Origin of the sequence: Bacillus sp. ISL-18, assembly GCF_018613415.1 — a bacterium.
Taxonomy (GTDB): Bacteria; Bacillota; Bacilli; order Bacillales; family Cytobacillaceae; genus Neobacillus.
Map to the genome: position 1 here is coordinate 45,726 of NZ_JAGGQG010000011.1, position 23,601 is coordinate 69,326.

General features: G+C 30.6%; 24 protein-coding genes and 1 pseudogene. 24 read left to right on the plus strand and 1 reads right to left on the minus strand.

The window, feature by feature from the left end:
- The first annotated feature begins 88 nt into the window (after positions 1–88).
- The 20 genes and pseudogenes from J7E81_RS17920 to J7E81_RS18015 all read left to right on the plus strand — a co-directional run bounded on the left by J7E81_RS17920 (position 89) and on the right by J7E81_RS18015 (position 18,705).
- On the plus strand, positions 89–1,240 hold the full coding sequence (locus J7E81_RS17920; protein WP_215044515.1) for a glycosyltransferase family 4 protein: 1,152 nt from the start codon (positions 89–91) through the stop codon (positions 1,238–1,240).
- On the plus strand, positions 1,225–2,370 hold the full coding sequence (locus tag J7E81_RS17925; protein WP_215044517.1) for a glycosyltransferase family 1 protein: 1,146 nt from the start codon (positions 1,225–1,227) through the stop codon (positions 2,368–2,370). The genes J7E81_RS17920 and J7E81_RS17925 overlap by 16 nt, the downstream gene beginning before the upstream one ends.
- Before the next feature lie 27 nt (positions 2,371–2,397).
- The gene (locus J7E81_RS17930; protein WP_215044519.1) at positions 2,398–3,525 is read left to right on the plus strand and encodes a glycosyltransferase family 1 protein; all 1,128 of its coding nucleotides are present in this window, start codon (positions 2,398–2,400) and stop codon (positions 3,523–3,525) included.
- A complete protein-coding gene (locus J7E81_RS17935; protein ID WP_215044521.1) occupies positions 3,488–4,393 on the plus strand; it encodes a glycosyltransferase family 2 protein in 906 nt (301 codons plus the stop codon). The genes J7E81_RS17930 and J7E81_RS17935 overlap by 38 nt, the downstream gene beginning before the upstream one ends.
- 55 nt (positions 4,394–4,448) lie before the next feature.
- Positions 4,449–5,516 carry an EpsG family protein gene (locus tag J7E81_RS17940; RefSeq protein ID WP_215044523.1) on the plus strand — a complete coding sequence of 356 codons (1,068 nt, stop codon included), beginning with the start codon at positions 4,449–4,451 and terminating at the stop codon, positions 5,514–5,516.
- Between the two features lie 49 nt (positions 5,517–5,565).
- Positions 5,566–6,699, plus strand: coding sequence for a glycosyltransferase family 1 protein (locus J7E81_RS17945; RefSeq protein WP_215044526.1), 1,134 nt, complete (start codon positions 5,566–5,568; stop codon positions 6,697–6,699).
- Between the two features lie 79 nt (positions 6,700–6,778).
- Positions 6,779–7,966 (plus strand): glycosyltransferase, encoded by a 1,188-nt coding sequence (locus J7E81_RS31110; protein WP_215044528.1) that lies wholly within the window; start codon positions 6,779–6,781, stop codon positions 7,964–7,966.
- A gap of 31 nt (positions 7,967–7,997) precedes the next feature.
- Positions 7,998–8,546, plus strand: a complete 549-nt coding sequence (locus J7E81_RS17955; RefSeq protein ID WP_215044530.1) for a DapH/DapD/GlmU-related protein — start codon at positions 7,998–8,000, stop codon at positions 8,544–8,546.
- 445 nt (positions 8,547–8,991) lie between these two features.
- Positions 8,992–9,192, plus strand: a pseudogene (locus J7E81_RS31380) (DapH/DapD/GlmU-related protein); the annotation flags it as partial.
- A gap of 34 nt (positions 9,193–9,226) precedes the next feature.
- A complete protein-coding gene (locus tag J7E81_RS17965; protein WP_215044531.1) occupies positions 9,227–10,084 on the plus strand; it encodes a LicD family protein in 858 nt (285 codons plus the stop codon).
- Positions 10,081–11,133 carry a glycosyltransferase family 2 protein gene (locus J7E81_RS17970; RefSeq protein WP_215044533.1) on the plus strand — a complete coding sequence of 351 codons (1,053 nt, stop codon included), beginning with the start codon at positions 10,081–10,083 and terminating at the stop codon, positions 11,131–11,133. Before J7E81_RS17965 ends, J7E81_RS17970 begins: the two co-directional genes overlap by 4 nt.
- Positions 11,134–11,171: 38 nt before the next feature.
- Positions 11,172–12,710, plus strand: coding sequence for an oligosaccharide flippase family protein (locus tag J7E81_RS17975; protein ID WP_215044535.1), 1,539 nt, complete (start codon positions 11,172–11,174; stop codon positions 12,708–12,710).
- A 101-nt stretch (positions 12,711–12,811) separates the two neighbouring features.
- Positions 12,812–13,249, plus strand: a complete 438-nt coding sequence (locus tag J7E81_RS17980; protein ID WP_215044537.1) for an FAD synthase family protein — start codon at positions 12,812–12,814, stop codon at positions 13,247–13,249.
- Between the two features lie 44 nt (positions 13,250–13,293).
- A complete protein-coding gene (locus J7E81_RS17985) occupies positions 13,294–13,440 on the plus strand; it encodes a YwzD family small protein (protein WP_215044539.1) in 147 nt (48 codons plus the stop codon).
- 20 nt (positions 13,441–13,460) lie between these two features.
- Entirely contained in the window at positions 13,461–14,075 is a 615-nt protein-coding gene (locus J7E81_RS17990; RefSeq protein WP_215044541.1) for a sugar transferase, read from the plus strand.
- Complete coding sequence (locus tag J7E81_RS17995) at positions 14,072–14,737, plus strand: acetyltransferase (RefSeq protein ID WP_215044543.1); 666 nt, start codon at positions 14,072–14,074, stop codon at positions 14,735–14,737. The genes J7E81_RS17990 and J7E81_RS17995 overlap by 4 nt, the downstream gene beginning before the upstream one ends.
- Positions 14,718–15,878, plus strand: coding sequence for an aminotransferase class I/II-fold pyridoxal phosphate-dependent enzyme (locus J7E81_RS18000; protein ID WP_285292030.1), 1,161 nt, complete (start codon positions 14,718–14,720; stop codon positions 15,876–15,878). The genes J7E81_RS17995 and J7E81_RS18000 overlap by 20 nt, the downstream gene beginning before the upstream one ends.
- A gap of 55 nt (positions 15,879–15,933) precedes the next feature.
- Positions 15,934–16,296 (plus strand): helix-turn-helix domain-containing protein, encoded by a 363-nt coding sequence (locus tag J7E81_RS18005; protein WP_215044545.1) that lies wholly within the window; start codon positions 15,934–15,936, stop codon positions 16,294–16,296.
- 209 nt (positions 16,297–16,505) lie between these two features.
- A complete protein-coding gene (locus J7E81_RS18010; protein ID WP_215044548.1) occupies positions 16,506–17,222 on the plus strand; it encodes a metallophosphoesterase family protein in 717 nt (238 codons plus the stop codon).
- Positions 17,223–17,535: 313 nt separating this feature from the next.
- Positions 17,536–18,705: an acyltransferase family protein gene (locus J7E81_RS18015; RefSeq protein WP_215044550.1), complete on the plus strand. Its 1,170-nt coding sequence runs from the start codon at positions 17,536–17,538 to the stop codon at positions 18,703–18,705.
- Between the two features lie 394 nt (positions 18,706–19,099).
- On the opposite strand, the gene J7E81_RS18020 is transcribed toward J7E81_RS18015, so the two are convergent.
- Positions 19,100–21,433, minus strand: coding sequence for a right-handed parallel beta-helix repeat-containing protein (locus tag J7E81_RS18020; protein ID WP_251028727.1), 2,334 nt, complete (start codon positions 21,431–21,433; stop codon positions 19,100–19,102).
- 357 nt (positions 21,434–21,790) lie between these two features.
- Between J7E81_RS18020 and J7E81_RS18025 the strand changes: the two genes are divergently transcribed.
- From J7E81_RS18025 to J7E81_RS18040, 4 genes are all read left to right on the plus strand, one after another.
- Positions 21,791–22,018 carry a hypothetical protein gene (locus J7E81_RS18025; RefSeq protein ID WP_215044552.1) on the plus strand — a complete coding sequence of 76 codons (228 nt, stop codon included), beginning with the start codon at positions 21,791–21,793 and terminating at the stop codon, positions 22,016–22,018.
- 69 nt (positions 22,019–22,087) lie between these two features.
- Complete coding sequence (locus J7E81_RS18030; protein WP_215044554.1) at positions 22,088–22,867, plus strand: hypothetical protein; 780 nt, start codon at positions 22,088–22,090, stop codon at positions 22,865–22,867.
- Positions 22,864–23,139 carry a PqqD family protein gene (locus J7E81_RS18035; protein WP_251028728.1) on the plus strand — a complete coding sequence of 92 codons (276 nt, stop codon included), beginning with the start codon at positions 22,864–22,866 and terminating at the stop codon, positions 23,137–23,139. Before J7E81_RS18030 ends, J7E81_RS18035 begins: the two co-directional genes overlap by 4 nt.
- On the plus strand, positions 23,129–23,587 hold the full coding sequence (locus J7E81_RS18040) for a S24/S26 family peptidase (RefSeq protein WP_215044556.1): 459 nt from the start codon (positions 23,129–23,131) through the stop codon (positions 23,585–23,587). Before J7E81_RS18035 ends, J7E81_RS18040 begins: the two co-directional genes overlap by 11 nt.
- Positions 23,588–23,601: the final 14 nt, after the last annotated feature.

Sequence of the window (23,601 nt, forward strand, 5' to 3'; positions counted from 1 at the left end):
AACGTAAAAGAAATGCTCCTAGATTTATTACATCTGTTCTAGAAGGGAGCTAATTAAATAGTTCGATAGAAAAGGATGGATGTTAGTAATGAAAAAGAAAGTTTTATTCTGTGCAACTGTGGATTATCATTTTAAGGCTTTTCATTTACAATATCTAAAATGGTTTAAAGAGCAAGGTTGGGAAGTTCACGTTGCTGCTGCGGGAGAATTGATACTTCCATTTGTAGATAAGAAGTTTAATATCCCTATTCAAAGATTACCTTTTCATAAAAAGAATATAAAGGCTTATAAGGAACTAAAAAAAATAATCGATTACAATCACTACAATATTATTCATGGTCATACCCCCATGGGAGGGGTACTAACACGGGTGGCTGCAAGGAATGTAAGAAAACAGGGAACAAAGGTGATTTATACAGCACACGGTTTTCATTTTTGTAAAGGAGCACCATTAATAAACTGGCTTCTTTATTATCCAATAGAAAAGGTCCTTGCTTCTTTCACTGATTGCCTTGTAACAATTAATCAAGAGGATTATCAATTGGCTAAATCTCACCGATTTAAGGCAAAATCTATCAAGCACGTGCATGGCGTTGGTGTCAATACGGATATTTTTAAACCTGTAACTGATTCACAAAAGAATAATTCAAGGAAATCATTAGGCTATAAGCTTGATGATTTTTTAATGTTTTATGCTGCTGAATTTAATAAAAATAAAAACCAAAAGTTGTTAATTGAATCCATAGCTCTCTTAAAAGATGAAGTACCCAATGCTAAACTTTTGTTAGCAGGTGATGGGCCTTTATTAGATGAATGTCAAAAGCTAGCGCAAATATTAAAGGTGGAAGATATGATTGATTTTCTGGGGTTTAGAAATGATATTGAAAATCTGTTAAATATCAGTGATTTAGCAGTGGCTTCCAGTCAAAGAGAAGGGCTTCCTGTAAATATTATGGAAGCGATGGCCTGCGGGCTCCCTGTAGTTGCAAATAATAATAGGGGGCATAGGGAACTTATACAAAATGAAAAAAATGGATGGCTCATTGAAAATCAATCATCAGATTTTGCTGAAAAAATCAAACTAATAGCAAATAATAGACAATTAAAAAATGAACTTGGTTCAAATGGACGTAAAAAGATTTTAACAAACTTTAGTAACCAAAAGGTTTTGGGTGAAAAAAGTGAAATTTACCTTGAACAAATGAATGAATTGGAGGGTAATTTGTGGGCGGTCCATTAAGAATTTTACATGTTGTGGTCAATATGAACCGTGGTGGAGCAGAAACGTTAATCATGAATCTATATCGGAATATGGATAGATCAAAGGTTCAATTTGATTTCCTAACAAGTAAAGAGGGGGTTTTTGATAAGGAAATTATTGAGTTAGGTGGAATAATTCATCGAATACCTTATATAAATAATGTTGGTCATTTTAAATATTTAGAAAATCTATTTAATTTCTTTAGCAGTAATAAACAATATAGTATTGTCCATTCTCACATGGATAAAATGAGTGGGCTTATTCTAAAGACTGCAAAAAAGGCTGGAATTCAATTTAGAATTTCTCATAGTCATAACACCAATAGTGAGGGTGGATTACTAGCAAAATGTTATAAGTGGTACGCTGGAGGTTTTATTGAGAAATGTGCAACAGATCTAATTGCTTGCTCTTCGGAAGCCTCTAAATGGTTATTTGGTCGAAGAACAGGTGATGCATTGATATTAAAGAATGGAATTGATTATGAAAAATTTAAATACTCTCCCATAGTAAGCAATAATATACGTCAGGAATTAAACCTGAACAATAATGAATTACTCGTGGGGCATGTAGGGAGATTTTGCCATCAAAAAAACCATGAGTTTTTATTGGAGATTTTTTCAGAAATAATAAAAATCAGACCAAATTCGTATCTTCTATTAGTTGGAGAAGGACCCTTAAAGAAAAGTATGGAGGAAAAAGCTGAGAAAAATGGACTGCTTAATAAAGTGAAATTTTTAGGTTTAAGAAGTGATATAAACCATTTAGTACAAGCATTTGATTTAATGATTTTTCCATCATTTCACGAAGGATTGCCAGTTACATTAATTGAAGCTCAGGGAGCAGGCTTACCTTGTTTGGTTAGTGATTCTATAACAAAAGAAGTAGATATTGGCGCCGGTTTAATAAGCTATAAAAATCTTAATGATTCACCAAAGAAATGGGCAGACGAAGCAATATGTCTTAGAAAGGGACTAAAAGACAATTCGAGATTTCTAATAGAAAAGGGATTTGATATAACTCAATCTGCTGCATGGATTCAAGATTATTATACGAATTTAATATCAACAAAACAAAAGTCATTAACTATATTTCAATCTGTTTCTCTATAAATATAGGTTATTGAGTAGGAGAGTAAAATGTCTAAGATAACATGTTGTATAAGGTTAGGAGAGGTTCCTCTTCATCTTTATAATATTACTGCTGGATTTCAACTCCTTAAAAAGAATGGAATTATTGATTTAAAAGTTGAGAAATTAAATGCAAATGAAAAATTACCCTACAATATGATGGAGGTAATCGTTAATAATCAATACCGGGTCTTATATGATGTTAACGATGGATATGATAACCTTTTAACGGAAAAACAGGACTATGTTAGGTTTATGAATAACCTCTTAAATAGTTATGATTACTATTTTAAACGAAGTTTTAGCAGAAAATATAATGAAAATTTATGTAGTAACCATAAAATGTATCCCCTTGGGCTTAATTATATGGTTACAATCCCTAGGAATATATCACATTCACCCACAAAACAGGATCCCAAAAAGGACAAGATTAAGAAAATGGTACGTATGTTACCTTTCTCCGAATACTATAATGGCCAATACTATGTTCATTCATTTGAGGATATTCCAACTATAGATCTGAATCCAAAAATTTTATTTATGGCTAGATTGTGGGATATAAATGGTGATACTACTGAAGGAATTTCTTTGGATAAAAAGGAGGAACGAATTTTCATAAATGAACTGCGAGTAAACTGTATTAGATTATGTAAAAAAGAATTTGGTGACCAATTTTTTGGAGGAATATCACCATCAAGATTTGCTTCTGAGAATTATCCAGATGTCATTATTAACGATAAAGCAATTACAAAGAGGAATAATTACATAAAAAAGGTAAAAGAATCATCTATTTGTGTTGCAACAATGGGATTACATGAATCTATTGGCTGGAAATTTGCAGAATATATTGCGGCAAGCAGGGCAATTGTTACTGAAGAATTACACTATGAAGTACCAGGAAATCTTTTGGATAAGTACAATTACCTTACTTTTAAAACAGCCGAAGAGTGTGTGGAACAAATATATAGGTTAATTAACAATGCTGAATTACGATATCAAATGATGATAAATAATTTTAATTATTATCATCAATTTGTAAGACCAGATAGATTGGTACTAAATAGTATTATGACTGTACTCAATAAAGGGGGTATTAAGCATGAAGCCAATCCTAACAATATTCACACCTACATATAATCGTGCTTACACTTTACATTTATGCTATGAGAGTTTAAAAAGACAAACTTCCAAAGATTTTACCTGGTTAATAGTTGACGATGGTTCAACAGATAATACAAGACAATTAGTAGAAGGATGGATTGCCGAGAATATAGTTCCCATTCGATATTACCATCAAGAAAATCAGGGAATGCATGGAGCACATAATACAGCCTATGAGTTAATTGACACAGAGCTAAATGTATGTATTGATTCTGATGATTATATGCCAGATGATGCGGTAGAGAAAATTAAGTTAAATTGGGAGAAGTTTGGCGATGAAAAATACGCAGGGATGATAGGTTTGGATGCTACCCCAGAAGGAAATGTAATCGGTACGGTGATGCCAAATGGCGTAAAGGAATCTAGTTTATTTAATTTATATGCAAAACATAAAGTTAAAGGAGACAAGAAACTAGTTTATCGGACAGATTTAACTAAAAATACTCCTCCATATCCGATTTTTACAGGAGAAAAGTATTGTCCGTTAAGTTATAAATATATTCTTATAGACCAAAAGTTCCCATTACTATTGATGAATGAAGTCCTATGTTATGTCGAGTACCTGCCTGATGGATCGAGTATGAATATTATAAACCAATATAAAAGGAACCCTAGAAGTTTTTCCTTTTTTCGAAAGGTAGCTATGCAAAACGCACCAAATTTAAAAAATCGATATAGAGAGGCAATTCACTATGTCTCAAGTAATTTATTACTTAAAAATTTTAGATACATACTTGAATCCCCTTGTAAATTAACAACACTTTTTGCAACTCCTATTGGAATCATTTTATTTTTTTATATTAAAAATACAAAAAAATTAACAGTTCTAAATAGTATTAAATAGAATATCATGACATTTTGACAGTAAAAAACAGTTATTACGGAAGTGATTAAATAAAATGACCATATTATGGGTGAATCTTGGGCTTGTTTATATATTTTCGACATTCGCAAGATATTTTTCTAAGCCTCTATTGGCAAATTCGGAATATATTAGACCCAATGTACTTCTGACATTTTTTTCTGCATTAATCTTAATTCTTGTTTCCGGCCTTAGAATAAATATTGGAGATACTAAGGCATATATGAACTCTTACTCCAAAACCCTTTTTACTTGGGAGAATATAAAGGGTAAAAAGGATATTGGTTTTAATATTTATCAAATGGTTTTACAAAAGGTGTCGGTTGATCCCCAATTTATTATAATAATTACTTCTTTAATAACTAATTTGATAATAATTTTAGTTTTATATAAATATTCAAGGATTTTTGAACTAGGAGTATATGTTTATATAACTGGGGGATTATTTGTTACTGGAATGAATGGAATTAGACAATTTCTCGCGGCTGCTATAGTGTTTTCTGCTTCAAAATTTCTATTTAATGGTAACTGGAAGGCGTATTTTTTGGTAATATTGATTGCTGCCCAGTTTCATAATACTGCTTATATACTTCTTCCAATTTATTTTTTAGTAAGAAGAAAAGCTTGGTCAGCGTCCACACTTTTCCTACTGATAATAGCTATAGGTATAGTAATTGGGTTTAATGAATTCAGCACAGTTTTATTTTCAGCTCTTGAGGATACCCAATATGGTGGTTATAAGGATATTGTTTACGGCGGAGCAAATATTATAAGAGTTTTTGTTTATGCAGTCCCTATTGTAATAGCATATTTTGGAAGAGAGAAATTATCAAATATTAATGAAAATAGTGACTATATTATAAATATGTGTATCTTGGGCTTTGTTTTTATGATTATCTCAACACAAGACTGGATATTTGCAAGATTTACATTTTATTTTGGGTTGTACAACATTATATTGATTTCGTGGGTTACAAAACTATTTAATTTTAAAGATGAAAAACTAATTTATTTCCTAATTATAGTATTTTATTTTTTGTATTTTTACTATGAAAATGTTATTAGTCTAAATATTATTTATAAAAGTAATTATTTGGATTTCTAGTGATATTATCCATTTATATATATATATATCTGTGGAGGTTGTGTAGAAAATGGCGGATGCAAAGAGGATATTGCATATTGTTAGTGCAATGAACCGTGGTGGCACGGAAACTTTATTAATGAATATTTATCGTAATTTAGATAAAACACAGGTACAGTTTGACTTTGTTACACATAGAGAGGAGAAATGTGATTATGACGATGAAATTACTAATTTAGGTGGGGAAATATATAAGATTCCTAGTTTAGGGAGTGCAGGCCCGATAAATTATATAAAAGAATTAAAAAGAATTACTTCATCGAAACGGTACATTGCTGTACACTCACATACAGATTATCAAAGTGGTTTTCCTATACTGGCGGCAAAATTGACAGGAATAAATAAGAGAATCTCTCATTCACACAGTAATCAATGGACAAAAGGAAATAGCTTTAAAGAAAAACTAACTTTGAAAATTTTAAGAAAAATAATTAAGTATTCAGCAACTGATTATTGTGCATGTAGTTTAGAAGCAGGTCAATTTTTATTTGGGTCCAAATTGGTAGATCAGGGTAATGTACATATATTGAAAAATGGAATAGATGTTAGCAAATTTTTAAATTTAGGTGAATGTACTACTAGTGTAAGACGTGAATTTAATATTCCATTAGGATCAAATATTATAGGTCATGTAGGAAGCCTATCTCATATAAAAAATCAAGAATTTATCTTAAAAATATTGAGGCAATTGCTAAATGAGGGATTAGACGTTACATTGATCTTAGTTGGGAAAGGTCAATTAAGAGATTATCTAGAAAACGAAGCGAAAAGATTGAATGTATATAAAAATATAAGGTTTGCGGGAAGTAGGGGAGACATTCCACGATTAATGAAGGCATTCGATATTTTTTTATTTCCTTCCATTTTTGAAGGGTTTGGAATAGCTCCAATCGAAGCTCAATGTGCAGGGGTACCTTGTGTAGTGTCTGATGTTCTTCCGAAAACAACAGATATGGGTTTGGGTCTAATGAAATATGTTAGTCTCGATGATAGTATAAAGAATTGGGCAAAGGAAATAAAAAAAGCATTAGAAATTAATAAACCTGAAGATAAAACAGTTAACAATAATTTTTCGAAATTAGGTTTTAATATCTTAGAAAATATCCCTGAGTGGTTATCATTATATGGTATAAACAATGATTAGTTGCAGAACTTTATCGAATTAATTGCTTCCTTAAGTATAGAAATGGAATTAAAATCTAATAAAGAAACGTGGGGTACCAGTGAAAAAGAAGTTATTGTTTGTTACTTTATATCTTCATACTGGCGGAGTAGAAAAAAGTTTATTAGCATTATTATCCTCTATAGATTATAACAAATATGAAGTCGATCTCGCATTATTTGATCACAGTGGACTACTATTTAATATGGTTCCAAAAGAAGTAAATGTTTTACCCCCGATTTATAAACATTTTTCTTCTACGCTATCAGTTTCGGTTTTAGGCTTATTAAAAGAGAGAAAGTTTCGTCTATTGACTGGAAAAGTTCTTTCAACCTTGTTAGGTAAGCTTTCATTGAATAAGGGAATAGGAATTAGATGGTCAGTATTTAAAAACTCAATTAGTAAAATAGATAAACACTACGATGTCGCTATTAGTTACTTTGATTTTTTTAGTAATTATTACGTAACGGAGAAAATAAGTGCAAATAAAAAAATTGTATATAATCACCAAGATTATGAGTTTAGTTTTAGACAGGGTTGGGGGAGTAAAAATCTTGAAAGGCGATGCTTTTCAAAGAGTAACTATATCGTTTCTGTTTCCGAATCTGCTGAAGAATCGCTAAAAAAATTTTTCCCCGATATTTCAAATAAAATTAAAATTATAAATAATATTTCTCCAATAGAAACGGTAAAGAAAATGTCAGAAGAAGAGGGATATACTGATAGCTTTGATGGGATTCGTATCGCCACTGTAGCTCGACTTGCTGAGGAAAAAGGGATATGGCTTGCTCTTGAGGCTTGTTATCTACTTGTTCAACAACAATATAATATTCGGTGGTATATAGTCGGGAATGGTGTTTTAAGAAAGAAAGTAGAATCAAAAATTTATGAGTTGGGATTAGAAGATAGGTTTATATTATTAGGTGAAAAGCTTAATCCCTATCCGTTTATTAAAAACTGTGATGTTTATGTTCAACCATCATTAACAGAAGCACATTGTATTGCAGTAGAGGAAGCCAAAAATCTTCATTGTCCCATAATTGTTACAGATATTCCATCGTTCAAAAAACAAATCATTGATGAAGAAACAGGAGTAATAGCACAATTAAGCCCTAAAGGATTAGAAAAGTCTTTATGTAAGTTAATAAATTCAACTGAATTACGTAGTAGATTAAGTAACAATCTTAGAAATAACCAGCATGATAATCAAGAAGAAATAGATAAATTTTTAGAGTTGGTTGAAATATAGTTTATTAAAATAATAAAATGGGTGAATAAATATGTTGGGTAAATTATCTGAATACTTAAAATTAAAAATCAGAGGCGAGTACTCTATAGAAATGTTAAAAAAAAGAGGCTTACTAGTGGGAGATAATTTTTCTAATAACACGGGTGTAATAATTGATCCAGATCATTGTTGGTTAATTGAAATTGGAAATAATGTTGTTTTTGGACCCAGGGTTCATGTTTTAGCTCACGATGCAAGTACAAATAGGCATAATAAATACACTAAAATAGCAAGAGTTAAGATAAGCGATAATGTTTTTATCGGTGCATCAACCGTAGTACTTCCAGGGGTATCAATTGGAGAAAATGTAATAATCGGGGCTGGAAGTGTGGTTTCTAAGGATATACCTTCAAATTTAGTAGCTGCTGGAAACCCAGCAAGAGCAATATGCAGTATAGAGGACTATAATAAGAAGTACTCTAATTTAATAAATGAAAGACCTCTATATAATGATAATTGGACATTAAGGAAGCCGATGTCACAAAAAATGAAGGAGTTACAAAGGGAAGCATTGGTTGATGGGTGCGGGTTTGTAGAATAATAATAAATTGTTTAATAATAATTCTTAAAATTATTTTGACCCATATAATCAAATTTTACTTAGGAGTATAAATATGAAGAGAAAAATTTGTGCAATTTTATACTATTTAATTGGTAAGAATCTGCCGGCTTCTTATACTTATTACTCTGTATTTGGTAAACAAATACATATTTCGATAGGAATGAAAGTAAGGCGTTTCTTGGCATCTAGAATGTTATTGAGGAGTGGGAAAAATATTAATGTCGAACACGGTGCAAATTTTGGTAGAGATGTATCATTAGGTGATAACTCAGGAATTGGTTATAAATGTGACGTAGCTAGTGGGACTATTATAGGAAAGAATGTTATGATGGGTCCAGAAGTACTAATTTTTAATATTAATCACGAGCATTCCAGAACTGACACTCCTATGTGTAAGCAAGGTTTTCAAAAAGAAAAATATGTAATTATTGGAAATGATGTTTGGATAGGAAGAAGAGCGATAATTCTTCCAGGGGTAACAATTGGAGATGGATGTATTGTAGGGGCTGGGTCTGTTGTTTCAAAAGATGTAGCCCCCTACTCTGTAGTGGTTGGGAATCCAGCAAAAGTAGTGAAGAAACGAAATAATATAAGTATCACAAATATTTCAGCGATAATAGATTGATAATTTATAATATTTAATTAATGGAGACGATTTGATGTCACGTAATTTAGAAGTAATGTCAGCTGTGAAAAAGATATGTTTAGAATTACTTTTAGAGGTTGACCGGATATGTAAAAAGCATAAAATTAGATATTTTTTATACGGTGGTACATTACTTGGTGCCGTAAGACATGAAGGATTCATACCATGGGATGATGATATTGACATCTTAATTTTTCGGGATGATTATAATCGATTTATAAAAGCTTGTAACAAGGAACTAAAGGTTGATTATTTTTTAGAAACTAGTAAAACTGAGCCCTTAAGTATTGTTACTTGGGGAAAACTTCACAAAAAAAATACGTCATTTATCCATGATAATGTTCCAAAAGGTTGTTTTCAGGGGATTTCAATTGACATATTTGCCTTTGATAAGATACCAGAAAATAAAGTTATGAGGTTCTTATTTGGAAAGTTCCATAACAGTATTAATTTTATTTATAGTCAAAGATTTGGATATAGATCAGAAAACCCTTCTTTTAAAAGAAGGGTTTTTAATTTATTGATTGATTGTACAAAGTTTATTCCAGATATTACATTTAAGAATTGGTATCATGATCTCAGTACTAAGTACAATAAATATGATAATTTGAATTTTGGTATCCACAATAGTTTCCGAAAATTTCACAAAAAGGTAATGCCTATTAAGTACTTTGAGGAAACTTGTTACTTGAAATTTGAAGGACATAAATTATGTGCCCCAAAGGAATGGGATAAAATCCTTAAATCATATTACGGTGTAAATTATATGGATTTACCCCCTGAGAATGAAAGAGTATACCATCACGCTTCAATTATCGATCCATTTAATTCCTGGGAGAAATATTTAAATAAAAGAGGGTCTTATAATTGAATTATAAAATAACTATTATTATTCCTGTTTATAATGGCGAAAGATATCTAGAGGAGTGTTGTTCAGCGTTATCAAATCAAACGTTAAAAGAGATTGAAGTTATTTTTGTAAATGATGGATCAATTGATAGAACTAAGGAAATCTTGGATGGTATTTCAAAAGACAATGAAAATATAACTGTTATTCACCAAGAAAATAAAGGTCCTGGGGCTTCACGAAATGTAGGAATTGAAGTTGCTAGAGGAGAATATATAGGATTTGTTGATGTGGATGATTATCCGCTCCCCAGCATGTATGAACAGATGTACAATTTGGCTAATACTAATCACGCGGATATAGTAGTTTGTGGATATATTGAAATCAATGGGGATAATTCTTCAGTAAAAAGCTTAGATTTTATTACTGGTACTATATTTCAAAAGCAACAAATTCGGGAGAAAATATTAAAACCAATATTAAGAAAGGGTGGCGGACTGTTTGCATCCTTATTTAATAAAATATATCGCTTATCTTGGATAAGAACCCATGGATTAAGGATAGAGGAGAAAAGAAATTATGGAGAAGATTGGTATTTTAATCAATTAGCCCTTGGAAGAGCAAAAAAAATTACTTTTATTAAGGAACCTCTTTATAAATACATGAGAGTTAATCCACATAGTCTTACCTTAAGCTATAGACATGATCTGTTTGATTTACATTTAAAATCTAGGGAGTTTCTTAAAGAAAGGATGGAGGATTGGGGGTTGATTTCTATAGAGGATCAATTTATGTCAAATACTCGCTTTTTAGAAAAAGTATTAGAAGCTAGCTTTAATGAAATGAGTAGTAAAAATCCTTCTAATATTTATAAAAGATTTTTAAGCATAAAAACTATGATAAATAATCCTGAGGTGCAATACGCTGCCAAAAGCTCTGAAAAAAGTTTTAAAACCTTATTAATTTTAAATAAATTATGGTTTCCACTTTCTTTATATTCCTGGTATTTTGCAAATATTAAACCAGTTCTATATAGGACTAAGATTGTACTAATAAATATAATAAAATATTGATGATGCTTTTAAAAAAATTATTAGGAAGATAGTGTACTATGAAAATAAACCAATTAAAATTGGGCTCGATTTTATCTTATGTTTCTTTATTTGTTTCAAATTTGGTTGTATTTTTTTATACACCGTTTATGCTTAAGCATCTTGGTCAAGCGGAATATGGAATTTATGCTCTAATGGGTTCATTTGTAGGGTACTTAGGGATATTGGAGTTCGGACTGGGTAATACAGTTATTAGGTATATAGCGTTGTTTCGGGCACAAGGTAGAAAGGATAAAGAATCTAACCTCATAGCACTTTGTCTAATGATTTATACCTTAATTGGAATAATTTGTTTATTATTCGGCTTTGTTCTGTATAACAAAATAGATGCCTTGTTCACTAGTTTAAGTGAACCTGAACTTCAAATTGCAAGGATAATTTTTATTATAATGATTGTAAATCTCGCCCTTTCTTTTCCATTTAATGTATTTAGCTCCATAATGTCTGGTTATGAAAAGTTTATTTTACCTCGTGCAGTTAATATTATTAGAAGTATCTTAATGCCATGTGTTATGATTCCCTTGCTGCTTCTTGGATATAAGTCAATTTCTATAGTCATGGTGCAATCGATTTTTAATATTTTAGCTGCCACAATTAACATATGGTATGTTCTTAAAGTACTTAAGATTAAAATTCGTCTCATTTATTTTGATAAATCATTTTTTAAGGATTTGATTAAATATTCATTTTATGTGTTTCTTATTGCTCTGGTTAATCAGATATATTGGAACACAGATCAAGTAATACTAGGAGTAGTATCGAATACAGTAGCTGTTTCAATATTTGCGATAGCTACACAGATAAGTGGATTATATATGGCATTAGCATCTTCTACTTCAGTGTTATTACTTCCACGTACTACAAAAATGGTTTCAGAAAATGCTAATAATATACAATTAACAGATTTATTAATCCGTTCAGCAAGGTGGCAATTTATTATTTTAGGACTCATTTTATGTGGCTTTTTTCTTTATGGAAGACAGTTTATTACACTTTGGGTAGGTTCTGAATATTTAGAGGCTTGGCGTATTGCAGTGATACTTATGATTGCGAACACTATCCCACTAATCCAACAGGTGGGAGTTTCAATTTTACAAGCTAAAAATATGCATGGCTTTCGCTCGGTAATGTATTTAATTATAGCAATAGTTAATGTAATTATTAGTATTCCTTTGGCTAAACATTTAGGTGGAACAGGTTCTGCTATTGGAACGGCCATTGGACTATTAGCTGGGAATGTAATTGGTATTAATTTATATTATTATTTTAAATTAAAATTACAAATATCCCGCTTCTTTAAAGAACTTTTTCAAGGTATTCTCCCTTCTGTGATTTTTTCTGCTTTATTAGGTGGAGGAGTAAGAGAATTACCTATTGAGTCATGGTTTGGCTTAATATTAAAATGCTTTTTGTATTTCTGTATTTATATTTTTATTATGTGGCGTTTTGGTGCTAATGAGTCTGAAAGAGGAACGTTAGTTGCACCTTTTTTTAAATTAAAATCAACAATTAGAAATAAAAGATTATTGTCACAGTAATTAATTATCAATTATAATTTCATAACTTTAAAGAAAAAAACTCCTGTATAGGAGTTTTTTTAGTATTTAATAACTTAAGTATTACATAAGGAGTGGAAATAATGGAGTCTAAAAAATATAAAGTTGGGTATACAACAGGGGTTTTCGATATGTTTCATATAGGACATTTAAATTTATTGAAAAATGCTAAGCTATTTTGTGACCAATTAATAGTTGGTGTAAGTACTGATGAATTAGTAAAACAATATAAAAACAAAAATACTATTATACCCTTTGAGGAAAGGTTCTCTATTGTGGAATCGATAAATTATGTTAATAAGGTTGTACCCCAAAATACAATGGAAAAACTGAAAGCTTGGGAAACATTACATTTTGATGTTATGTTTGTTGGAGATGATTGGAAAGGAACACGGAAGTGGTTGAAATTTGAAGAACAATTTAAAGAATTAGGTGTGGAAATAATTTATTTACCATATTCTAAACAGACTTCATCAACGATGTTGAGAGAGCTAATAACTAAGGAATTAGTAAGTAAATAAGAATAGATAGATTTTCTAATTAATAGAATAGTGGGGTAAAAAAAGTGAATGTTTCCGAAGAATTAACGCAGGAGAAGTTTCAAGAAATCTTAATAAATACATATAAAAGAGGAATGGAGGCTAAAAACTTAAAAGTTGTAGAAATAATTGAAGAGATAAAAAAGCAAGTCTTGTCAGTAAAAAATAATTAAATTTGGGGAGATGGATAACAATGAAGCGATTGTTTGATTTTTTTATTTCATTAGTTTTATTTATAGGTCTATTCCCCCTCTTCTTATTAATTGCATGTTTAGTCAAATTAAAGCTAGGATCACCTATAATCTTTAAACAGCAGCGTCCAGGTTTATATGGCCGTTCTTTTTATTTATATAAGTTTCGAACTATGACCGATGAACGAGATCATGATGGTAAATTACTAGCTGACTACATAAGGCTGACTCCGTTTGGGATATTTTTAAGAAAATATAGCTTAGACGAATATCCTCAATTGATAAATGTTATAAAAGGGGATATTAGTTTGGTTGGACCTAGGCCCTTATTGATGGAATATCTTCCACTTTATACAAAAGAACAATCAAAACGACATAATGTTAGACCAGGAATAACAGGTTGGGCACAAGTAAATGGTCGGAATGCTATAACCTGGGATGAAAAGTTTAAATTGGATGTTTGGTATGTAGATAACCGTTCCTTTCTACTTGATATGAAAATATTAATTAAGACTTTTTTTAAAGTCATCATGACTGAAGATATTAATCAACCTGGAACCGCTACAATGGAAACTTTTACCGGCTCAAATTCTACATCTGGAGGTGATATTGGATGAAATTGGTTATAGTTGGACATGGCGGTCATAGTAAAGTGGTTCACGATTTGATTATTTCTGAAAATAGATTTGAAATTATTGGTTATCTAGATGAGAAGTATAAGGAAATATCACTAGTAGATAATATTTATTTTGGACCAGTTCATTCTGCGAAAGATATGCTTTTAAAATTTATTAATATCAAATTTATTGTTGCCATTGGAGATAATAAAGTACGTAAACAAGTAATAGAAAAATTAAATCTACAAGATGAGTATTTTACTACTTTGATCCATAAAACTGCATGGATTAGCCCTTCTTCAAAAATAGGAAATGGTACTGTGGTAATGCCGAACGTAGTTATTAATGCAGATAGTAAAATTGGTAACCATACCATAATCAATACTGGAGCTATTATTGAGCATGATAGTATAATTGGCAACTTTTCACATGTCTCACCAGGTGCGGTCTTAACTGGGGCCGTTCAAATTGAAGAGTGTGTGCATATAGGAGCAGGAGCAACTATTATTCCTAGCATAAAAATTGGGAAATGCTCGGTGATCGGGGCGGGGGCTACTGTAATAAATCATGTTCCTTCTGATTGTACAGCAGTTGGTGTTCCAGCAATCGTTAAAAAAATAAATAAGACTGGGGGAGAAAATATTGCTAAGTACAACATCTAAAAAAAGGATTTTTCTTTCTTCACCACATATGAGTGGAAATGAATCAAAATATATTAATGAAGCATTTGAAACAAACTGGATTGCACCGTTAGGACCAAATGTTGATGAATTTGAAAAAGAGATTGCATTAAAAGTCGGAGTCAATGAAGCGGTTGCAGTAAGTTCTGGAACTGCTGCTATACATTTGGCTCTCTCTTTATTAAATATTAAAAGGGGAGACATAGTTTTTTGCTCAAGTCTTACTTTCATCGCAAGTGCAAATCCTATTATTTACCAGGGGGCTGAACCAATATTTATTGATTCTGAACCAGATACATGGAATATGTCACCAGATGCACTTGAAAGAGCATTTTTAGATGCAAAAGATAATGGAAGATTACCCAAGGCAGTAATTTTAGTCAATCTGTATGGTCAAAGTGCAAAAATGGATGAAATTATTGCAATTTGTGATTATTATAACGTACCAATAATTGAGGATGCTGCAGAGTCACTTGGTTCGATCTATAAAGGTAAAGCCAGTGGGACTTTTGGTAGGTTTGGAATTTATTCATTTAACGGCAACAAAATTATTACGACCTCAGGTGGTGGGATGCTCATATCGAACGATACAGAATTATTAAAAAAGGCACGCTTTTTAGCAACTCAAGCCCGTGATCCTGCACCACATTATCAGCACAGTGAGATTGGTTTTAATTATCGAATGAGTAACATTTTGGCAGGGATTGGTAGGGCCCAATTAGAAGTGCTGCAACAAAGAGTGGAGGAAAGAAGAGCTATTTTTCAGCGATATTATCAAGAACTTTCAAGGATACCCGGATTTGAATTTATGCCTGAACTAAAAAATACAAAATCAAATCGTTGGCTCACAGCTCTTACAATAAACGAAAAAGAAGCAGGAGTCTCAGTGAAGAAATTGTTAAAAACATTTAATCAAGAATATATTGAAGCCAGGCCAGTTTGGAAACCTCTTCACTTGCAGCCTGTTTTTAAAGGCTGCCGATTTTATTCACATAAAGAAAATGAAAATATTTCAGAGTATTTATTTGTTAATGGAATTTGCTTACCATCAGGTTCAAATATGACGGCTGACGAACAAAATAAAATAATTCAATGTATAAACGAAACAATGGCTCAAAAATGACTAAAAGGATGCATATACTATCGACTAATTTAAGGATAAACGAGGTATGCTTATTATGATCGGGAATAATATTTATGAGTTACGGAAGAAAAGGGGATTAACTCTTTCAGAGCTTGCATCGCGTTCTGAAATTTCTAAGTCCTACCTTAGTAATATAGAACGAGGTCTTAATCAAAATCCATCTATTAATGTCTTGAAAAAAATATCGCTTGTATTGAATGTGGAGCTTAAAACTTTGCTGAAAGCAGAAGTTTCCAATGAGGATACAGTATTTGATAAGGAGTGGATTGATTTAGTTATTGAATTAAAAGAAAGAGGAATTGATAAAATACAATTACAAGAATATAAGACTTTAATTGAATTTATAAAGTGGCAGAATCAAAATATAACTAATAAGGATAAAAAATCGTTTAAATAATATATTTTGATTATATTATTGAACAGAATAAAAATTTAGTTTTACTAAGTATATTAGGACCTTTAATTAAGAAGAAATTTAAAATAGATAAATGTTGGTTAAATTATTTAACAATTTATTTGGAAAGTATAAAAAAATCCAATGACAGTTAGCTTTAATGATATAACATAAATGGGATAACCTATGAGAATAAAAAAGAGGTGTGTTAATTGAAAATAGCGTTTATTTCGGATATTCATGGTAATGCAACTGCTCTTGAAGCAGTATTAAATGATATAAATAAAGACGATGTTGACAAAGTTATAGTACTAGGTGACTTGTGCTATCGTGGCCCTCAACCAAAGAAATCAATTGATTTGGTGAGATCATTAAACACTCATGTTATAAAAGGTAATGCTGATGAGTGGGTGATTAGAGGTATCAATGAGGGAGAGGTACCTAATAATAGTCTTGAAATCATGAATAAAGAAAGGGATTGGATATTCTCACAACTAGATAGTGACTCTATTGAATACCTTAAAGCGTTACCGCATAATTTATTTCTGGAATATAAAAAAGTAAAGATTTATGCTTATCATGCAACGCCTAATAGTTTATTTGAAGTAGTTTCCTCAAATGAAAGTGATAAATTACTAGAAGAAAAAATGATGGACACCGAAGCTGATATATATATATATGCACATATTCATAAACCTTATATCAGATTCTTGAAGGGTAAATGCATTATCAATACCGGTAGTGTTGGCTTACCATTTGACGGTTTATCTAAAGCATCTTATGTTTTATTAAATATTTCCGAAGAAGGTTTTCAAACATCAATAGTAAGGGTGGAGTATGATGTGAATAAAGTGATTAAAGATATAACTGATTCGGATTATCCTAATTCAGAGCAATTAACGAAAATCTTAAAAAACGCTGGGGTTTAATTACAAATATGAGTTCTAGCGGATATTAATACTTTTTATAATCTTATTTGTAAAATATTTATATAAACTATTATTTTTTTTGTTTAAAAACTTAAGATTCAACTTTATATGTAAATTGAGTTTGAATTTAAAGTTTTTTGAGTAACTGCTTAGAGAGGTTAGTTTACTTTACTATAAGAATGCATTAGTGTATATAAATAGAGTATATTCTTTCAAAATAAAAAAGCTCTCATATATATTAATGAATTTTTGTAAATGTTATAATGTTAAATCTTCAATTTAATACCTTTAGTTGACCAAGAGGGGTGGTTCAATGAATAAACGTTTTTATGTATTAGATTCCTTAAGAGGGTTAGCTGCCTTATCAGTTCTTCTATGCCATATTTTATTAGTAACTAAAATTCCAATATTAACGTTTTTTTTTACTGGCTATTCACCTCTAAAAGTATTTGTTAATGGGCATTCAGCAGTTATTCTTTTTTTTATCTTAAGTGGTTTTGTATTGTCTCTTCCATTTATTCGCGGAAATAATATCAAGTATCACATATTTTTGATTAAACGTTTCTTTAGAATTTACCTTCCTTATATCGTTTCTGTTTTATTTACTATAATTTTTTGTTATGCCTTTTCAAGAGGTGGAATTAATGAACTAAGTAGTTGGTTTAATAATTCTTGGACGGAGTCAATTAAATTCAATAACATTATTGGACACATTTTTATGATAGGAAATTTTAATGTTGAAGCTTTGAATAGTGTTTATTGGTCTTTAGTTCAAGAAATGAGGATTTCTCTCATTTTTCCGTTGTTAGCCCTCATAATATTGAGATTTAATTGGAAATGGACTTTGATTTTAGGACTTACTTTATCAGGTATCAGCGGTCTAAATAACATCTTTAAGTTTGAAACTAGCCAAGGATTTAATATCTCTTATTCCTTTACCTTACATTACATATCTTTGTTTTTAATAGGTGGATTGGGTGCTAAAAATTCAGACAATTTGGTAGGACTATATAAAAAATTATCTAAATCCCAAAAATGGATATTAGTAATATTTTCATTTGTGTTATATAATTACTCTGGCCTTAATTCGAAAATTGCCATTTTGTTGGGGATTCCTTATTATTCTGAAATATTAAGTGATTATTCTATAGCTCTTGGAGCAATTATAATCGTTATAATATCAATTGGATCTGTGAAATTCGGTCAACTATTAATGTTAAATCCATTGAAATTTTTAGGCAAGGTATCCTATAGTCTGTATCTCTTCCATTTGCCAGTAATGTTTAGTTTGATTAATATATTTTATTATGCGCTACCAATGTGGTTTATTTATATGCTTTCGGTAGTGTTAAGTTTGGTAATTTCTAATATTGTTTGGTATCTAATTGAAAAACCATCAATAAATTATGGGAAATTAATTACAAGTAAAATGTCCACCTTTGGGATAAAAAATGATTTTAATCAAGTAAAAACGATAAAGTAAGCTGAAATTAAATAATTAAATAAACTATTACTTTACTCCAAAGTGCTGTATCTTTCTGTATTAATAAAAAAAGGTCGATTGTTTTTCTCTCTTAGTGAGATGAATAACAAACGACCCTTTATTTCTTTTAATATTCTATATTTCATTCAAACAAGTGATGAATTTTTCAATATAAGAGATGAATAGGAAATTCATAATATAAAAATCAAGAGAGACAAAATTATCGTAACCAAGCATTGTTTTTTTAAAATCTGATTAAAGTAATCAGACATGGTAATACAGGAATAAGTTTATTAAAACTATTTTTTGTTTTTACCTGGCAAGTACAAGAAATTTTAGGCTTAAAGACCAAATAATTATAATTTAAGCTAGACTCTAACATAAGGTTTTAACCCTATATTTTTTTTATAATAATTTTTAAAAAAGGATTTTCTAGATCTTTTATAAAAATACTATCTTTATTTATTATAAGGATTATTGGTTGAACAATTTTAGATGTAGACGAGACAGATAAAACATTAGGTTCTAATGTATTCAGGTTATGGGTAACAGTAGCTGAATAACCATTTTCATCCTTCAGTAATGTTAAGTTTGCTTTGTATGTGTTATCAATATCATATCCTTTGTAGATATCTGAGTCTTCGCTTGGCAAGTTAATATTAATAAATAAATTATCTGCTGAAATGAAATTAATCATAGGGTTAATATTATTATAATATATTAAATTTAGTGGGCTATCTCCAGAATATTTAAATTTACATTTTTTTAAAAACAAAGTAAAGACTTGCTTTACAGTTGGTTTATCGTGATGTATTAAGTAAGAAAAGTTGGAATTAGATATTTGAATATTACATTTGTCTAATTTTATTAAGCCACTTGGTTGGTTAAAGTCTGTAGCAAATAGATAGTTTATAGAGGTAGTAACCAATTCACATTCCTCTAATATTATTGTTGCAGGGAATCCTGGAGTGTTTATATTTCCAACTTTTATAACAGTATCTGTAAACTTTGATTTAGAAATAAATATTTCTCTGTCTTTCGTACCCAAAACAAGGTTAATTAGGATACTGTTTTTATATTCACAATTCTCTATTCTAACCTTTTCGCTTGCACTGTTACCATTAATTGTTTGAATAGTAATTTTTAAGCTGTTAAAGGTACACCCTATTTGGTTATAAACTCTTAGAACGAAGTCTCTCAATATTGTCGAATCAAAAATGCAATTTTCTACTTTGTAAGCGGTAATGGTAGAGCTACCTGAAACACTATCAAATTTAAGACGATTGTTTCTAAAGGTATTGTTTATTGAATTGATACCCATATTAATACTATTAACGTTAATAAAATTATTCTCAGAAACGTTAATTTGATAAGAATTGTTATTATTGAAAGACAGAATTCCTCCCTCAATATGATTATCTGTAATATTTACATATGCATTCTCTACATTTGATCCCATTAGACCTATGCTTGTACTACAGTTATAAATAAAGTTCCCTCGTATATTGGCGTATAACAAGTTATATAGGTTAACACCAATAGAATCCACATTATAAATATGATTATTTTCAATTTGAATGGAATAACAACCAACTAGTATTCCATGAAAACTACCATATATGAGATTATTCTTAATAACGCAGTTATCTCCATATGAATCTTCTTGATTTATAGCATATCTAGTTGAAGAGCTAAAGTTAGGCTTTCCGTCTAAGAAACTATTAGTGCCTTTTCCATTATCTCTAATAACATTATGCTGTATGATATTATAGCTTCCTCCAAGTGTTATTCCTCCTCTATGGCCATTATAAATTTCATTATTTTCAACTACATTATGGTGAGGAATTAAACCGAATCTCAAAGTAACCTGTAGATTTTTAGAGGTATTAGTTTCGTTTGAAAATACAATTTTTAATTTCGCAGCATCTATTGGTATTGAAATATCAGTATATATTTTTCTGTTTTTAAAAACCCCTATATAGGAATTATCTTCTTTATAGAAAAATACATCCACTTCTTTATCTGTTAAAGCAGTAAGTCTAGTATAACCAGCTCCTGTAATCTGGAATGAGGAAAATACAGTTCCAGTAGGTATTTTAATAAACTCTGTGGTCAATGTATTAGATGAAGAGACTATATTTCCAGTTAAATAGTCTAAAGAGTTTAATGTAACATTACCTACTCTTAACTCATTGATTGCATTACTAGTAAAAGTTACATTGTCTCCCATATAATCTCTAACTATACAATTTTTTATTGAACAATATTTTGAGCTTTTTCGAAATGCAACACCATAGCTGCTTTCAACCTTTCTTTCAGCTGTTACATTCAAAAAACTACGATCATCCCTGCACCCAATAATTGTTCCATTAATTAAGTGAGCATTCATAACGTTTTCAAATACTATGCTGTTTCCAGTAAAGTTGTAATAATCAGTGGTTGTCCGAGTGTCAAAAGGAGATTTTCTATCAGAATCATAAATTACTTTTAAAGTGGATCCGTTTAAATCAAAAGTCATGTTACTAGTCATTTTTATTTCTCTTGGATAGCATAAAGCATACTGCCCTTTTGGCAGTATTATTCCGTTAAAGCCATTATTAGAGGCAAATTGTATTGCATTATTTATTCCTTGAATATTGGTATCAGCCATCTGATAATCTGCACCTAAATATGGTTTATTGGGTAAACCTTGCTTGATATTCCATCTATCAAGTTCAATAAGATACATTATTATCACTCCTTAATTTTCACATACAGAATAAATTTGTATGTCTTTAAATTATATGAATTAATACATAGTTGGATTGGACAAGTTTACTAATAATTATTTTATTAACAAGATAATTTTGCCGGATTTATATATTTTGAGGAATATAATAGATTGGGTGAATTTGTAATAAAAAATGGAATAAATTCAGTAAATTGTCGAATTCTCGTTCTTTTAAAAGAACAAACGTTAGTTTATAATTTTAAATAAGGAATAGTATCACAAATTATATTTATACTACTTAAATTTATTGATCAACACTTTTTTATAAATCGTTCTTTATAGTGAACATTAAAATATAGATAAGGAGGTGATTAAGTGACTAAAGAAAAAGTATACCAAAGACCTATTGTCTTAATCCATCAACCAATACATTTTGAAACTGCTCAAAGCTGGAATCCAGGTAATGGTAATCATGACCATAAGGGAAAAGGAAATGATGGGATTCAATTCCCAGTGGATAGTAATACCAATACCCAACCTTGTGGAGCAGGAGAGCAGGGTGGGATAGGGCAGTGTAATCCTCAAACTAATCCCAAAAAATAAAAATGGGGGAAGACGAAAAGGAATAATTCCTTTTGCCTTCCCTAAAAAGATTAAAAATAGGAGCCCAATATGAAAGTAATCCAAACAAAAATTGGTGACCATTTTATTCAAATAATGTCTCAATTTGAAAAGCCCAATAAAATATTACATAATTTTCAAACCAATACTGAGGTAATTCAGCAACCAGACCTAATAATTAAAATTAAAAATGGCTACGGTATACCCTTTCAAGATTACGAAGTAACCATCACAAAAAAGAATAATAAGATTATTTATACCAGAGCCGATTATTTGATCGAAGTAGATTCAGAATATAAAACTGCAACTATATCCGTATATGATGATTTCGCGTTAAAACATGCCTTAACCAATTTGTATAGTTCCTTTATTGTTCATCACAACTGGGGCTTGCTAATCCATTCTTCGTGTGTCCTAGAAAATGGCAAAGCTCATCTGTTTTCTGGGCATTCTGGTGCAGGAAAATCAACCGCAGCAAAACTATCTTTTCCTAGGCAACTTCTATCCGATGAAGCCTCACTTGTAAAAATTACACCTAATCAAGTTACTGTGTTTAATTCACCATTCCGAAGTGAACTAGAGGCGGAACCTTTTGAGGGAAATGTTGAATTAGCAAGTATTCAAATCCTTTTTCAAGCTCTTCAAAATAAACGAGTAAAATTAGAAAAATCGGATGCCCTGCTTCATTTAATGGATAAAGTGTTTTTTTGGCCGCAGAGTCAAGATGAGGTTAAAAAAATTCTGCGGCTTATGACACAGTTAGTTAAGCAAGTACCAGTCTATGAGCTTCATTTTCAAAAAAATAATACATTTTGGGAGTTAATATCATGATGACTCAATATATTCAAAAAGGAAATTATGAAACAACAGAACTTGATGGCGAATTCATTATACTAAATACTGATAAATTTACCATTACGAAGTTAAATGATGTAGGTGGCTACTGCTGGTCAAAATTAAGTGAAGCCCAAACCGCTGATACACTTACGAAAAACTTGGTAGAGAAGTTTTCTGCCCATGGAAACGAGACTCAAGTTAAAAAGGATATGGAAGAATTTTTAGAGAATCTACTTCAGTGCGGGTTGATTCAATATGCAGATTGACATTCACACTTTTACAATATTAAAAAAAACCATTAATAGAGATGGCTGGTTGGAGCTCCCCGCTTCTGGAAATAGTATGTTTCCGTATATCCAGAAGGGGAATCTCTGTCGGTTTGTCCCATGTAAACCTTCATTATTAAAAAAAGGCGATGTTATTCTCTATTATTCACAAATAGGTCAATTGATTGCTCATCGTTTTGTTGGAACTACGACCGTAAAGAATCAATCGTTATTTTTACTAAAGGGTGATACCAATCTCGGCTTTGACCAACCGATTGAAGAACATTGGATACTAGGAAAACTGGAAACAGTGCAAAAAAAACAATTCAATATCACTGCAGATCATTTTATCGTTCGAATCTGGGGGGGATTAATCCTTTCTTTTCCAATCCTATCAGGTGTTCTGCGGAGCTATTTAAATAGGAAGTTAAAACTACATTTTAATTAATGATGGAGTGTACC